Consider the following 14,828-nt stretch of genomic DNA (forward strand, 5'->3'; position numbering starts at 1 on the left):
GCGCTTGCCTGGCCGGCCGAGGAGCGGTCAGGAACCGCCGGCGAGCAGGTCGCCGAGTCCGCCGCGGGCGTCTTCGAGCACCAGCGCCTCGGCCTGCGCCGAGTCGCCCGCCCGCAGCGCGCGGACGAGCGCGCGGTGGGTCGCGTAGCGATCCAGGCCGAACGTGTCGTCGACGCTGACGCGTTCGAGCACGCGCGAGCGCCGTTCCGGGTAGGAGAACACCCGGGTCTGGTCGAGCAGGCGGACGAGCACCGGGTTGCCGGCGCACGACTCGACGAGGCCGTTGAAGCGTTGCATGGCGTCGAAGAGCCGGCCGACGTGCTTGGCCACGTCCTGCCCGGATTCGTGGCGCTGCTTGATGAGGATGAGCAGGTCGTCGGCCTCGTCGAGGACCGCGTCGAGCCCGTCCAGCTGCTCGGGCGTCGCGTGCCGGGCGGCGAAACGGGCCACCATGCCGCGCAGGCCCACCTCGACCTCGGCGAGGTCCTGGACGGCGACGCCGCCGAACATCGCCACCTTGACCGTGCGCGGGCCGGACCGCTCGATGAGGCCGTCCTGCTCGAGGCGCCGGATGGCCTCGCGCACCGGCGTCGGGCTGACCGACAAGCGCTCGGCGAACCCGCGTTCGGTGACCTTCTGGCCCGGGCGCAGTTCGCCGGTGGTGATGGCGTCGCGCATCGCGCGGTACACGCGGTCGGCCAGCGTGTCGGTCTGCAATGCCTCACCCATCATGCGGCCAGCCTACGGCAAAACCCTTTTGCAACTATTGACCATCTTGCTATAGCAAAAGTACGGTGGCCGCCATGACGTCGACCACCCCGCGCGTCCGGACGGGACGCATCACGTTCTTCGTGGCTCTGGCGGTCTTCGCGCAGGAGTCGACGTGGAACCTCTACGACTCGCAGGTCCCGCCGCTGCTGCGTGAGCACCTCGGCAGCGCCGCGCTCATCGGTGCGCTGATGGGGATGGACAACCTGCTCGGCATCTTCATCCAGCCGTGGATGGGCAACCGCTCGGACGGCACCCGGACGTCGTGGGGCCGGCGCATCCCGTACCTCGTGGTCGGCATGCCGGTGGCGGCCGTGCTGTTCGTGGTCATCCCGCACGCCGCCGTCTCGCTGCCGTTGCTCGTCCTGGTGATGTTCGGCTACGCGCTCGTCGCGAACTCGTTCAAGCCGATCGCCGAGTCGCTGCTCCCGGACTTCATCGGCCCCGAGCGGCGCAGCCGGGCCAACGCGGCGGTCAAGATCGCCTCCAGCATCACGGTGATCGTCGCGGCGCTGATCAGCATCTTCCTGATCGACGACTTCCCGAAGCTGTCCTTCGCGATCCCGGCGGCGCTGATGCTGGTGTCCGTCGGCGTGCTCGCCTGGCGGGTGCGCGACAGCAAGTCCCCGGCCTACCAGGCCGCGCTCGAAGAGGATCGCTCCGAACAGGACGCCCGGCCCCGGGTACGGATGCGGGACGTCCTGCTCGACATCCTGCGGGACGCCGACCGCAGCCGGCTGCTGGTCATCCTGGGCGTCTTCGCCTTCGGCGGCGCGTGGTTCGCGTCGCGCTCGCTCGTCACCAACTACGGCATGGAGACGCTGGGCATGTCCCGCGGCGACGCCGGCGGGCTCACCCTGCCCAGCGGGCTGGCGTTCCTCGCGGCCGCCTACCCGGTCGCGCTGTTCGCCGAACGCTTCGGCCGGCTGCGGGTGATCCTCATCGGGATGGCCGTGTTCGCCGCGGCGATGGTGCTGGGCACGATCGTCCGGACGCCGACCGGCACGGTCGTCGCCATGTGCGTGGCGGCCGCGGGCGCGGCGGCTTTCATGGTCAACATGGCGGTCGTCCTGTGGAACCTCGCGCCCTCGGCCCGGGTGCTCGGAACCTACACCGGCCTCTACACCGTCGGCTGGTCAAGCGGTGGGTTCCTCGGCCCCGCGCTGGTCGGCGGCATGGTCGACGTGACCGGGTGGCCGTTCATGCTCCTCGACGTCGGTGCCGTCACGGTGATCGCGGTGCTCCTGGTGGCCCGTGTCGCTTCGCTGCAGCGGCGCCGTTCCGACGGGCGCGTCTTGTGAGCCGTGTGCTGATCACCACCGACTACCTGCGTCCCGGCGACGAGGTGGATGCGTACCTCCGTAAGGCCGGCCTGGAGACCGTGTACTCGCCGATGACCGGCAGGCGCGACCCCGAGCAACTCGTGGGCGTCCTGGACGGAATCGACGCCGCGCTGGTCGCCAACGAGCCGCTGACGGCCGACGTGCTGGCCCGCGCGCCGAAGCTGCGCGTCATCGTCCGGACGGGCGTCGGGTACGACTCCATCGACGTCGGAGCCGCTGCCCGGCACGGGATCAGCGTCAGCAACCTGCCCGGCGTCAACGCCAACGCCGTCGCCGAGTACACCTTCGGGCTGCTGCTCGGCGGGGCGCGGCGGCTCGTGCAGTCCGCTTCCGGTGTGGCGGCGGGGAAGTGGCCGCGCGAGGACGGGCATGAACTGCGTGGGTCGACGCTCGGGCTCATCGGGTACGGGGCTTCGGCGCGGGCGGTCGTTCCGCTGGCTCGCGCCTTCGGGATGACCGTCGTCTGCACCTCCGGCCTGCGTGGGCCGGGTGTCCGGTTCGTCGAGCTGCCCGAACTGCTGTCCACTTCGGACTACGTCTCGGTGCACACAGCGCTGACCGACCGGACCCGGGGACTGCTGGATGCGCTGGCGTTCAAGCAGATGAAGCCGACGGCGCTGCTCGTCAACACCGCCCGGGGCGCGATCGTCGACGAGCACGCGCTCGTCGCGGCCGTGCTCTCCGGCGAGATTTCGGGCGCGGCGCTCGACGTCGTGCGCGAGGAGCCGTTGCCGGCCGACAGTCCGCTGCGAGGGGTCGACGGGATTGTCGTCTGTTCGCATCTGGCCGGGCAGACCGCCGAAGCGCGCTTGGCCGCAGGCCTGCGCGGAGCCGAAGAACTGGTCGCGACCCTCGAAGGCCGGGCCCGGCACGTGGTGAACGGAGAGGGATGAGGGACATGGACAAGGTGCGTGTGCTGGCGCCGAGCGGCATGCTCGGCGCGGGCTGGGACCACGCGACGGTCGAACGCGGCATCGCCTTGGGCGCCGACGTCATCAGCATCGACGGCGGATCGACGGACTCGGGCCCGTACTACCTCGGCGCCGGAAAGGCCAAGACGACCGCCAAGGCCGTGGCACGTGACCTGCGCAGCCTGTTCACGGCCGCCGCGGGCGCCGGGATCCCGGTGATCGTGGGCTCGTGCGGGACGAGCGGCACCGACGCCGGCGTCGACTGGGTCGCCGGGATCGCCGCCGAAGTGCTGGCGGAGGAAGGCCTGGACCTGAAGGTCGCGAAGATCTACAGCGAGCAGGACGCGGCCGAGCTGAAGGACCACCTCGGCTCCGGCCGCGTGCATCCGTTGCCGCCACTGGGAGAGCTGGCCGCGGAGACCCTGGAGAGCTGCACGCACATCGTCGGCGCGATGGGGCACGAACCGATCGTCGAGGCTTTGCGCGCGGGGGCGCAGGTGGTGCTCGCCGGCCGCGCGACCGACACGGCGGTGGCGGCGGCGTACCCGCTGATGAAGGGCATGCCGGCCGGGCCGACGTGGCACGCGGCCAAGATCGTCGAATGCGGCGGCCAGTGCACGGACAACCCGCGTGCGGGCGGCGTCCTGGCGACCATCGACGCCGACGGTTTCACGATCGAGCCGCTCGACTCGAGTGCGGCGTGCACGCCGATCCTGGTGGCGGCGCACATGTTGTACGAGACGGCGAACCCCTTCGAGATGCGCGAGCCCGACGGCACGCTCGACGTCCGCGAGGCGCGGTACTCGGCCGTCGACGACCGGATCGTCCGGGTCACCGGGTCGCGGTTCCACGTCGCGGACCAGTACACGATCAAGCTGGAGGGCGCGCGGGTCACGGGGTACGAGACGATGTCGTTCTCGGCTATCCGCGACCCGCTGGTGCTCGCCGACATCGACGAGTGGGCGTCGCTGATGCGCACGCTGATCACCCAGCGGGTGGGCCAGACGCTGGGCCTGGCCGACGACGAGTACGCGTTCGACCTGCGGCTGTACGGCCACAACGCGGTGCTGGGCGAGCTGGAGCCGGAGAGCGGGCCGCCGCGCGAGGTGGGTGCGATGCTGCTGGTCAACGCGCCCGATCAGGCGACGGCGACGGCGGTGGCCAAGATCGCCAACCCGCTGATGCTGCACCTGCCGACCCCGGCGATGGACTACCTGCCGAGCTTCGCGTTCGCGTCGTCCCCGGCCGAGGTCGAGCGCGGCGCGGCGTACGAGTTCGTGCTGAACCACGTCGTCGACTGCGCGCCACTGGACCTGTTCCGGATCGAGTTCGAGGGGAAGTCCCTTGCCTGAAACGACTTTGGCGAAGCTGGCCCACGAGGTCCGGTCGAAGAACGCGGGCCCGTTCTGGGTGACCTTGGAGCTGTTCATGCGGGACGCCGGCGGCTACCGGGTGGCGGCGGACGAGACGTTCCTGAACGAGCGCGTGGTGGCGTCGCTCTACCGAGTCGACGAGGGGACGATCCAGATCTTCCGGATCCCGTCGCTGAACGTCGTGAAGATTTCGTTCCCGCGGCCGGTGAGCCAGGGGTCGCTGCGGGACCGGGACATGCACGCGGGGCAGCACCACGTGCCGCTGGCGCGGATGGTGGTCCCGCTCAGCTGACGAGGCGGGGCAGCAGCTTGCGCACACCGCGCCGCAGGTCGTCGAGCGCATCCTTATCGCCGACGATGTGCCGCTGCAGCGCCTGCTGGAACAGGCCGTCGAACAGGGCGTAAGCCTCCGACGGCGTGCACGTCGGCTCGATCCCGGTCAGATCCGCGTACGCCCGGACGTTGCGCCAGATCATGTCCTGCAGGCTCTCGTCGATCTCGGCGACGTCGTCGCGGAAGGCTTCCTCGAACAGGGACTGCGAGCGCAGGTCGTACCAGAGCCGGTGCATGAGCGGCGCCTCTTCGAGCGCCGCCGCCAGCCCGTCCGCGCACGCTTCGGCCAGCGCGGACGGGGTGGCCGCCCCGCCCACTCCGCCCTCGTAGCGCTTCACGCACGCTTCCTTGTACCGGCGCACGCAGTACGTGATCAGCTCGACCTTGTCGGCGAAGTAGTAGTGCAGCAGTCCGTGCGAAAACTTGGTGTGCTCGGCGATCGTGCGCAGGCTCGTGCGGGCGTAGCCGAGGTCGGCGAGGGCGAGCAGGGCCGCGTCGGCGAGTTCGCGGCGGCGGTCCTCGAACTTGTCGACCTTGGTCCGGCGCCGCACGGCGGCTGGGCTGGTCACCGGCCGAAGATACCATCGAGCGGTTCTCTGACCAATCGTCCAAGAAAATCTTGACATTCGTCCAAACGGCGGCCAAGGTCGTGTCCAGCGACCGACCCGGCTCGGGAGGGACGACGATGTCTCTGTACTTCTACCTGGAAAAAGGCGCCTCCCTGAACCCGGACGCGCCCTGCCTGACCCTCGACGGGATTTCCGTGTCCTACGGCCAAGTGGTCGATCTCGCCGAGACCGTCGCCCGCGCTCTGCGGCACTCGGGCGTGCAGCCGGGGGACAAGGTCGGCATCCTCTCGGCCAACGATCCGACCGCCTTTTCCTGCGTCTTCGGCATCGCCCGCGCGGGTGCCGTGTGGTGCCCGATCAACCCGCGCAACGCCGCCGGCGAGAACGCCGAACTCCTGGACCTCTTCGACTGCGCCACCCTGATCTTCCAGCCCGGCTTCGAAGACTTGGTCCGTCAGATCGCCCCGAAGCTGCCGAAGCTGACCACGCTCGTCCGGCTCGGTGACGGCGACGACTTCGCCTCCGGCTTCCCGGAATGGCTCGACGCGGCCCGGGCCGATCCCCCCGTCGAAGCCGCGCAACCCGAAGACGTGGTCGCGCTGGTCGGGACCGGCGGCACCACCGGGCGCCCCAAGGGCGTCATGCTCACCGGCCGCAACCTCGAGGCGATGTCGGCGATCACGCTGATGAGCTACCCCTTCGACGGCCGCCCGGTGTACCTGGCCCTGGCCCCGCTGACCCACGCGGCCGGCGTCCTGTGCTTCCCGATCCTCGCCCGCGGCGGCGAGATCGTGATCATGGCGAAACCCGACGTCGGCCGCTTCCTGGAGCTGATCGAGCGGCACCGCGTCACCCACACGTTCCTGCCGCCGACGCTGATCTACATGGTGCTCGGCCATGAGGCGCTCGATCGCACGGACCTGTCGTCCCTGCAGTGCTTCTGGTACGGCGCGGCCCCGATGTCGACCGCCCGGCTGACCGAGGCCCTCACCCGGATCGGCCCGATGGCGCAGCTGTTCGGTCAGTCCGAAGCCCCGATGATGATCTCGACGATGTCGCCCGCGGACCACCTGAGACCCGACGGCACCGTCCACACGGGACGACTGGCGTCGGCCGGCCGCCCGTCGCCGCTGGTCACGGTGGCGATCCTCGACGAGGACGGGCGGCCCGTCCCGCAGGGGGAGCGGGGGGAGATCTGCGTGCGCGGCTCGCTGGTGATGGCGGGCTACTACCGCAACCCCGAGGCGACCGCGGAGGCGTCGGCCCACCGCTGGCACCACACCGGCGACATCGGCTTCCTCGACGACGAGGGCTTCCTCCACATCGTCGACCGCGCCAAGGACATGGTCATCACCGGCGGCTTCAACGTCTACTCGGCCGAGGTCGAGCAGGCGGTGATGGCCCACGACGCCGTCCGCGACTGCGCCGTGATCGGGCTGCCCGACGACAAGTGGGGCGAACGCGTCACCGCCGTCGTCCAGCTGCAGCCCGGCCGGGAGCTGGACACCGGCGAGCTGATCGCGTTCGTCAAGGACCGCATCGGCAGCGTCAAGGCGCCGAAGCAGATCGAAATCTGGCCGGAGCTGCCGCGCTCCACCGTCGGCAAAGTCCTGAAAGCCGACATCCGCTCCACCTTCACCGAACGCAGCAAGGAGGCTGTCCGACCATGAAACTCGCGCTCTACCTGCCGAACTTCCGGGACAAGGTGACCGTCCGGGAGCTCGAAGACCTCACCGCGCTCGCCGAAGACCTCGACTTCGACTCCGTCTGGACGCTCGACCGGATCATCGTGCCGGAGGCCTCGGACCGGGGGGAGATGCAGTACCCCTTCGGGATGCTGGACGAAATGGGCAAGCAACTCCCGGTGAGCTCGCGGGGCGAGTTCCTCCAGGGCATGCCGCTGCTTCCCTGGCTCGCCGCGAAGACGTCGAAGGTCCGGATCGGCATGAGCATCATCGACACGCCGTACCGTTCGCCCGGCGTCCTCGCCGCGGAGCTGGCCACCATCGACCACCTCTCGGGCGGCAGGCTCAACGTCGCCGTCGGCTCCGGCTGGATGCCGGAGGAGTTCGCCGCCGCCAGCGCCGCGCACATCTTTCCCAAGCGGCACAAGCACGTGCGCGAGACCCTCGAGATCATGCAGGGCATCTGGACCAACGAGGTCTTCGAGTACCACGGCGAGTTCGCCGACTTCGAGCCGGCCGGATTCGGGGCGAAACCGGTGCAGAAGCCGCACCCGCCGATCTTCTTCAGCGGCCTGAAGGACCCGAAGCGCTCCGCGAGCCGCATCGCCAAGTACAACCTGTCGGGCTGGATCGGGATCCAGGACTCGCCCGAGGACATCCAGCGGTGGCGCACCGAGATCCAGCGCGAGCTCGACGAGCTCGACACCCAGCGGTCCGTCGACGACCTCGAGATCTCCAGCATGATCTGGTTCGTCATCACCGACCAGGACATGGACCAGACCCCCCGGGGCAAGGGCACGAACCTGCTCGTCGGGTCGGAAGCGCAGATCACCGACCAGCTGAAGCGGTACCGGGAAGCCGGGCTGACGATGCCGTTCCTGTGGCCGCCGTTCCAGGACGTCCCGGTTGCGAAGACGCTCGACGACATGAAGCGTCTCAAGGAAGAGATCCTGCCCAAGATCGAAGCGATGTGAGAGGAACCAGCATGTCCGAACTCGAGGGAAAGCGCGTCTTCGTCACCGGGTCCGGCGCGGGCATCGGCAAGGCGATCGCGGCGCTGTTCACCGAACGCGGCGCGAAGGTCGTGATCAGCGACATGAACGCCGACGCGGCCAAGCAGGCGGCCGAGGAGATCGGCGCCGCCGGCGTCGCGAACTGCGACGTCACGGACGAAGGCCAGGTGCAGTCGGCCATCCAGCAGGCGGTCGACCTGCTCGGCGGTCTCGACGTCCTGGTCAACAACGCCGGGATCGAGGTCGCGTCGCCGCTGCTGCAGCAGTCCACGGAGAGCTTCGACAAGATCTTCGCGGTCAACGTGCGCGGCACGTTCGTGACGATGAAGGCGGCGACCCCGCACCTGATGGAGTCCAAGGGGAACATCGTCAACATCGCGTCGATCGCCGGTGTCGGCGGCAGCCCGCTGCTCGGCTCCTACTGCGCGACGAAGGCGGCGGTCATCCAGCTGACCCGCGTCGCCGCGGTGGAGATGCGCCCGGCCGGCATCCGCGTCAACGCGGTCTGCCCGGGCTTCGCCGACACGGCGATGGTCGAGCGCCTGGTCCCCGACTTCGAGGCGGCGACCCAGGTCCCGTTCGGCGACCTCGTCGCGGCGAAGCAGGGCCGGCTCGGTACACCGCAGGACATCGCGGAGGTGGCGGCGTTCCTGGCGTCCGACCGGGCGAGCTGGGTGACCGGCAGCCACTACGTCCTCGACGGCGGGCTGACGGCTTCGCTGGTGTGACTTCGCGGCCGGCCGCCTCGCTTGTGGCCGGCCGGCGTTCGGAGCGGCAGGGCTACGCGTCGGCGGGCGGGTTGTCGCCGCGTCGAGCGTGCTGTGCCTGGCCGGTGGGTCCGCGCGACCCACCGGCCGGGGCCGTTCACGAGCGGCAGAGCAGCGCGTCAGGCGTGCGGTTCGAGCCGACGCGGCCCGTGTACGCCACCCCGGCGAGGTACTCGCCCGGCGCGCATTGTCCCTTGTAGTTTCCCGAAGCGAAGTCTCCGCCCAGGTCGCCCGCCGGGCGGTTGTCGCCGCGGTCGAACCAGACCGTGCGGCCGTTGTGGCCCAACGGCGTGGGGGAGCGGCCGCACAGCACCGCCGAGACCGCCGCGCCCCGGACGCTGTAGCCGACCACCGCGTGGTCGGGCGGGCATTGCGCCTTCGAGTACCCCGACGCCCAGTCGATGTCTACATAGGACTCGTCACGGACCACGGCGTAAGCCGTCGGCGTGGGCAGCGTGCCGGTGCACAGGCCGCGGCCACCGGTGTGCGCCAGGCCGGTGAGACGCTGGCCGTCGGGGCAGGCGCCCTTGCGCGCGCCCGAATCCCAATCGCCCAGCGTGCGGACCGTGCGCGACTCCTGGAAGTCGGCGTAGTCCAGGTTCAGCATCGACCAGTGCTCGGCCGGCGCGATCGGCCCGGTGCGCGACGGCGCGTTCACCAGCCGCTGCCAGGCCGGGCCACGCCAGTCGCTGCCGTCCAGGACGTCGATGCGGTGGCCGGCCGCGTCCCAGGCGAGCAGTGACCACCCGTCTCCCGAGCCGTTGGTCTGGAAGCCGACCGCGGGCCAGTAGGCGAAGTCGGTGTCGGTCTGGGCGAGGTAGTCCACGAAGTTCTCGAACCACGCGCGGGAAGCGGCGTCGGTGGTCCCGCGGCCCTCGCCGAACTCGCTGATCCACAGCGGCGCGGTGTAGTGCTTCCCGGTGTCCTGCTCGACGAAGAACGCCTGCCGGTACAGGGTGTCGCGCAGTTCCTGGGGCGAGAGGTCGCGGTAGCGCGGGTCGTGCGTCTCGCCGATGCCGGTCGCGCCCGAGTGGTTCGGACCCGTGTAGCCGTAGAAGTGCGCCGAATAGACGAGTTTCCCGGAGTCGACGAGCGTGTGCGACAGCGTGCGGGCCGGTTCCAGCGTGGGCCGTCCGTGCGCGAAGCCGTCGATGGGCAGGCCGGTCCAGTTGATGCCCTCGACGATGATCAGCAGGTCGCGGTCGGCTTCGGTCAGGATGCGGTCGGCGACCTGCTGGCTCGCGCGCTGCCAGTCCGTGCCGTTGCCCCAGCCCCAGTTCGGGTCGTCGAAGGTGTTGCGGCGGACTTCGTTGTACAGGTCGGCGCCGACGACGCGCTTGTTCGCGGCGTAGCGGCGGGCCATGAACAGCCAGTCGTCCTGCCACTGCTGCTCGGACTGCGCGGTGTTCCAGCGCTCGTTGCCGTCGAGCCCGCAGCACCAGCGCGACGTCGTGGTGTGGTTGTTGAGGATCACGGCGAACCCGCGCGCGGTGAGCCGGTCGACGACGCGGTCGTACACCTGCAGCGGCGTCAAGCCGTGCAGGCCGGGGTTGGCCGGCAGGTCGGGCACCGGGTTCGGGTCGTGGATCATCGCGTTGGAGAACTGCAGCCGGACGCTGTTGAGGCCCAGGTGCGCGAGTCCGTCGATGACGGTGTCGATCGACGCGCGGTCCAGCCCGAGCGGGGTCTGGTGGGCGATCTCGCCGGCGTGGTGGTTCGCGGGGTCGTCGACGTCGCCCGACCCGGTCCACGTGCCGCTCGCGCCGTGCCAGTTGGCGGCCTTCAGCTTGAAGCGGTCGCCGTTCGCGTCGACGATGTAGCGCCCGCGGGTGCTGAGCGGCCCCACGAAGGCCGGCGGGTCGGTCGCGGCCGACGCGGACGGGGCGGGAACGACCACGAAACCGATGGCGGACAGCACGGTGAGCACAGCACCCGGGAACCTCACGGGCGGAGGTTAACCAACCTACCCACGAGTTGCATACGGCCAGGTGGATCAACCCGGCGGTGGACAGGACCACGCGGACGTGTTGGGCTGGGGGTGACTTTCCGCCCTGCGACGCCCGAGGAGCGCGGCTCTGAGCCTGTTCGAGTACCTCCGCGAGAACTGGATCGACGTCGTCAACGACGCGATCCTCCACGTGGACCTCACCCTCGCGGCGGTGGCGCTGGCCGTGCTGATCGGGATGACGATCGGCGTGCTCACCTACCGTCGGCGGTGGCTCGGCTCGCTGGCGACCACCACGACCGCGGCCTTCCTGACCATCCCCTCGATCGCGCTGCTGGGCATCCTGATCGGCCCGTTCGGACTCGGGCTGACGAACGTCCTGTTCGCACTGGTGCTCTACGCACTGCTGCCGATCACGCGCAACACGATCGTCGGCCTGCGCGGCGTCGACCCGGCCGTGGTGGACGCGGCGCACGGCATGGGCCTCGGTCGCGCGCGGGTGCTGTGGCGCGTCCGGCTGCCGCTGGCCTGGCCGGTGATCCTCTCCGGCATCCGCGTCTCGACGCAGATCACCATCGGGATCGCGGCCATCGGCGCGTACGTCAAGGGCCCCGGGCTCGGCAACGAGATCTTCGACGGGCTCGGCCGGTTCGGCGCGGTCAACTCGCTGAACCAGGTGCTGACCGGAACGCTGGGGATCGTCGTCCTGGCGTTGCTGTTCGACCTGGCCTTCGTGGTGGTCGGGAAGCTCACCACGCGACGGCGTCGACGCTCGATCGGCGAAGCGGAGCCGGGGAAGACCATCGGCACCGCGGGCGAGACGATCGAGCTGAAGGACGTCAGCAAGCACTACCCCGGGCGGTCGCTGCCCGCCGTCGACCGCCTTTCGATGCGGATCCCGGCCGGCGAGATCGTCGTCCTGACCGGCCCGTCGGGCTGCGGCAAGACGACGACCATGCGGATGATCAACCGGCTCGTCGAACCCACCTCGGGCGCGATCACGATCGGCGGCACCGACGTGACGGCCCTCGACGTCGACGAGCACCGGCGTCACACCGGCTACGTCATCCAGCAGGTCGGGTTGTTCCCGCACCTTCGGGTGGACGCCAACATCGGCGTGGTGCCGCGGGTGCTCGGCTGGACCCGGCGCCACGTCGCCGGGCGGGTGCGGGAGCTGCTCGACGTCGTCGGCCTGACCCGCGAGCACGGTTTGCGGTACCCGCGTGAGCTTTCCGGCGGCCAGCAGCAGCGCGTCGGCGTCGCGCGGGCGATGGCCGCGGACCCGCCGGTGATGCTGATGGACGAGCCGTTCGGCTCCACCGACCCGATCACGCGCGCCCGGCTGCAGGACGAGTTCCTGCGCCTGCAACGTGAAGTGCGCAAGACGATCGTGTTCGTCACGCACGACTTCGACGAGGCGCTCAAGATGGGCGACCGGATCGCCGTGCTGCGCCCGCGCTCGGAGATCGCGCAGTACGACACGCCCCAGGCGATCCTGGCCGCGCCGGCCGACGACTACGTCGCGTCCTTCGTCGGCTCGAAGCGAAACCTGAAGCGGCTGGGGCTGATCCCGGTGTCGGACGTGGAACTCCGGCCGGTGACCGACGGACTCCCGCCGATCTCGCCCGAGGCGACCCTGCGGGACGCGCTGGACACGATGGTGCGCACCGGCAGCACCGAGGTAGTCGTCTCCCAGAACGGCACCGCGCTGGGAGTGTGCGACGTCGCCGGCATCCTCGGCGCGCTGCGTCCCGACGACGAGACGCCTCCGGCGGCCGCGGAAGCACCCGCACCGGCTCCCGACAGTGTCGCGCCGTCCCGGCCCCGGCGGGGCCGGCTCGGCCTGCTGGTCCGCCCGGTGCTGCTCGCCCTCGCCCTGCTGGTGCTCTTCTTGCTCGTGCGCGCGCAGCCGGTCGACTCGATCGAACAGCGGTACCTCAACGCCGGCGAGATCTTCGCCGAACTGGGCGCGCACCTGCGGCTCACGCTGATCTCGACGGTGTGCACCCTCGCCATCGCCCTCCCGCTCGGCATCCTGCTGACCCGCCCCGGCGCCCGGTGGGTCCGGCCGATCGGGCTGGGTCTGGGCAACCTCGGCCAGGCGATCCCGTCGATCGGGCTCGTCGTGCTGCTCGCCCTCTGGATCGGCACGGGCACCACGACCGCGGTGACGGCGCTGGTCGTCTACGCGACCTTGCCGGTGCTGCGCAACACGATGGTCGGGCTCGACGGCGTCGACCCGACCCTCGTCGACGCCGCGCGCGGCATGGGCATGACGAAGACGGCGATCCTGTGGCGGATCGAGCTGCCGCTGGCCGTCCCGGTGATCCTCGCCGGCATCCGCACGGCGCTGGTGCTCACCGTCGCGAGCGCGACCCTCGCCACCTTCATCGACGGCGGCGGTCTCGGCGGCGGGCTCGTCGCCGGGATCGGGCTGTACCGCCCGATCCTGAGCCTGACCTTCGGCATCGTCGTCGCCGCGCTGGCGCTGTTCGCCGACTGGCTGGGCCTGGTCGCCGAGGAGGTCCTGCACCCGCGCGGCCTGTAACCGACTCAAGGAGGACGTCCCATGCGACGCACGACTGCCGCTGTTCTCGCGCTCGTCGCGGTGCTTGCCGCGGGCTGCACGATCGGCAAGGACCAGACCGGCGCCCAGGTGGGCGAGGGATCCATCAAGAAGATCGACGCGCTCAGCGGCGCCCAGATCCGCGTCAGCTCCAAGGAGTTCGACGAGCAGCTGCTGCTCGGCCAGATCGCGCTCGTCGCGCTGCAGGCGGCCGGGGCGAGCCCGCAGGACAAGACGAACATCACCGGCTCGAGCAACGTCCGCCAAGCGCTCACCAGCGGCGCGGTCGACCTGTACTGGGAGTACACCGGCACCGCCTGGATCAGCTACCTCCACGAGACGAAGCCGATCGCCGACGCGCAAGCGCAGTACGACGCGGTCAAGAAAGCCGACGCCGCCAACGGCGTCACGTGGTGGGCCCGCTCGCCGGCCAACGACACCTACGCGATCGCGGGCAACCCGGCGACGGTGGCCAAGACCGGCGTGAAGACGATCTCGGACTACGCGGCCCTGGTGAAGAAGGACCCGGCCGCGGCGTCCACCTGCATGGGCCCGGAGTTCAGGAGCCGCGACGACGGGTTCCCGGGCCTGGCCAAGACCTACGGGTTCACCCTGCCGGATCCGCAGGTGCACCTGCTCAACGACGCCGTCGTGTACCCCAGCGTCGGCAAGGGCGACCCGTGCGGCTTCGGCTCGGTCGCCTCCACCGACGGGCGCGTGGCCGGCCAGAAGCTGACGGTGCTGGACGACGACAAGCACTTCTTCCCGACCTACAACCCGGCCATCGCGATCGCGTCCGGCGTCGCGGGCAAGTACCCGCAGCTGGAGCAGCTCTTCACCCCGATCGCGGCGAAGCTCGACACGGCGACGCTCACGGACTTGAACAAGAAGGTGAGCGTGGACGGCCAGAAGCCGGCGACGGTGGCCCACGACTGGCTCAAGTCGGCGGGCTTCATCAGCTGAGCGGACCGGGCGGTTCTTCGCATTCCGCCGAAATGCCGCGGTGCCGCCCGGGATCTGTCATGCTCCGGCGAAGCACCCGTACCGCGAAGGAAGTGACGATGTCGGCCGAAATGGACCAGCTGATCGCCCAGTTCGAGACCTTCCAGTCGAAGGTCCGCCAGGCCGAAGCCCGGTTCGCCGGCGTCGGCGACATGCAGGAGCGGATCGCGCAGGTCGAAACCACCGTCACTTCGCCCGACGGCACGGTGACGGTCGTCGCGGGGGCCGGCGGGACCGTCACCGACCTGCGGCTCACCGCCGGCGCGATGCACCTCGAAGCGGGCCAGCTCGCCCAGCGGATCATGGCCACCCTGCGCCAGGCCGTGGCCGGGGCCGCCCAGCAGCAGGCCGGCATCGTCGACGACGCGTTCGGCGACCAGCTCGGCGTGGACGTCAGCGGGCAGGTCCGGCAGGCCCAGGCCGAAGCATTCGGAACCGCCGCGCCCGAACCCGCGTCGGAGCAGCAGGCGTCGCGGCCGCGACGCCGGCCCGCTCCGGGGGACGACGACGACTTCGACCAGGGCCCCATCCTCCGCCGCTCCTGAAACCGACC

12 protein-coding genes and 3 pseudogenes are annotated in these 14,828 nt (G+C 70.4%); 12 read left to right on the forward strand and 3 right to left on the reverse strand.

Annotated elements, in window-relative coordinates; translation table 11 throughout:
• Positions 1-27: 27 nt before the first annotated feature.
• Complete coding sequence (locus AB0M59_RS01555; protein ID WP_364606758.1) at positions 28-732, reverse strand: GntR family transcriptional regulator; 705 nt, start codon at positions 730-732, stop codon at positions 28-30.
• Positions 733-803: 71 nt separating this feature from the next.
• On the opposite strand from AB0M59_RS01555, the gene AB0M59_RS01560 reads away from it, so the two are divergent.
• From AB0M59_RS01560 to AB0M59_RS01575, 4 genes are read left to right on the forward strand one after another with little or no spacing between them, the layout of a single operon-like run.
• Positions 804-2,069, forward strand: coding sequence for an MFS transporter (locus tag AB0M59_RS01560; RefSeq protein WP_364606760.1), 1,266 nt, complete (start codon positions 804-806; stop codon positions 2,067-2,069).
• 5 nt (positions 2,070-2,074) lie between these two features.
• Entirely contained in the window at positions 2,075-3,004 is a 930-nt protein-coding gene (locus AB0M59_RS01565; RefSeq protein ID WP_364606763.1) for a phosphoglycerate dehydrogenase, read from the forward strand.
• Between the two features lie 5 nt (positions 3,005-3,009).
• Entirely contained in the window at positions 3,010-4,374 is a 1,365-nt protein-coding gene (locus tag AB0M59_RS01570) for an acyclic terpene utilization AtuA family protein (protein WP_364606766.1), read from the forward strand.
• The gene (locus tag AB0M59_RS01575; protein WP_364606769.1) at positions 4,367-4,687 is read left to right on the forward strand and encodes a DUF4387 domain-containing protein; all 321 of its coding nucleotides are present in this window, start codon (positions 4,367-4,369) and stop codon (positions 4,685-4,687) included. Before AB0M59_RS01570 ends, AB0M59_RS01575 begins: the two co-directional genes overlap by 8 nt.
• On the opposite strand, the gene AB0M59_RS01580 is transcribed toward AB0M59_RS01575, so the two are convergent.
• Entirely contained in the window at positions 4,680-5,297 is a 618-nt protein-coding gene (locus AB0M59_RS01580) for a TetR/AcrR family transcriptional regulator (RefSeq protein WP_364606772.1), read from the reverse strand. The two genes, AB0M59_RS01575 and AB0M59_RS01580, sit on opposite strands and share 8 nt — an antisense overlap.
• Positions 5,298-5,413: 116 nt before the next feature.
• Here AB0M59_RS01580 and AB0M59_RS01585 point away from each other — a divergent pair, with 116 nt between their 5' ends.
• Genes AB0M59_RS01585 through AB0M59_RS01595 form a run of 3 tightly spaced genes read left to right on the forward strand, consistent with a single transcriptional unit; the run spans position 5,414 to position 8,723 of the window.
• Positions 5,414-6,967, forward strand: coding sequence for a long-chain fatty acid--CoA ligase (locus AB0M59_RS01585; protein WP_364606774.1), 1,554 nt, complete (start codon positions 5,414-5,416; stop codon positions 6,965-6,967).
• Positions 6,964-7,956 carry an LLM class flavin-dependent oxidoreductase gene (locus tag AB0M59_RS01590; protein WP_364606777.1) on the forward strand — a complete coding sequence of 331 codons (993 nt, stop codon included), beginning with the start codon at positions 6,964-6,966 and terminating at the stop codon, positions 7,954-7,956. Before AB0M59_RS01585 ends, AB0M59_RS01590 begins: the two co-directional genes overlap by 4 nt.
• Before the next feature lie 11 nt (positions 7,957-7,967).
• Positions 7,968-8,723, forward strand: coding sequence for an SDR family oxidoreductase (locus AB0M59_RS01595; RefSeq protein ID WP_364606780.1), 756 nt, complete (start codon positions 7,968-7,970; stop codon positions 8,721-8,723).
• 136 nt (positions 8,724-8,859) lie between these two features.
• On the opposite strand, the gene AB0M59_RS01600 is transcribed toward AB0M59_RS01595, so the two are convergent.
• Positions 8,860-10,707 carry a cellulase family glycosylhydrolase gene (locus AB0M59_RS01600; protein WP_364606783.1) on the reverse strand — a complete coding sequence of 616 codons (1,848 nt, stop codon included), beginning with the start codon at positions 10,705-10,707 and terminating at the stop codon, positions 8,860-8,862.
• Between the two features lie 238 nt (positions 10,708-10,945).
• On the opposite strand from AB0M59_RS01600, the pseudogene AB0M59_RS01605 reads away from it, so the two are divergent.
• The 5 genes and pseudogenes from AB0M59_RS01605 to AB0M59_RS01625 all read left to right on the forward strand — a co-directional run.
• Positions 10,946-11,392, forward strand: a pseudogene (locus tag AB0M59_RS01605) (ABC transporter permease); the annotation flags it as partial.
• A gap of 117 nt (positions 11,393-11,509) precedes the next feature.
• A pseudogene (locus tag AB0M59_RS01610) lies at positions 11,510-12,370 on the forward strand (ATP-binding cassette domain-containing protein); the annotation flags it as partial.
• Positions 12,371-12,784: 414 nt separating this feature from the next.
• A pseudogene (locus tag AB0M59_RS01615) lies at positions 12,785-13,255 on the forward strand (ABC transporter permease subunit); the annotation flags it as partial.
• Between the two features lie 21 nt (positions 13,256-13,276).
• A complete protein-coding gene (locus tag AB0M59_RS01620; protein WP_364606786.1) occupies positions 13,277-14,236 on the forward strand; it encodes a glycine betaine ABC transporter substrate-binding protein in 960 nt (319 codons plus the stop codon).
• 98 nt (positions 14,237-14,334) lie between these two features.
• Entirely contained in the window at positions 14,335-14,820 is a 486-nt protein-coding gene (locus AB0M59_RS01625; RefSeq protein ID WP_364606789.1) for a YbaB/EbfC family nucleoid-associated protein, read from the forward strand.
• Positions 14,821-14,828: the final 8 nt, after the last annotated feature.

The sequence above is a fragment of the Amycolatopsis sp. NPDC051371 genome (assembly GCF_040682155.1).
Classification (GTDB): Bacteria; Actinomycetota; Actinomycetes; order Mycobacteriales; family Pseudonocardiaceae; genus Amycolatopsis.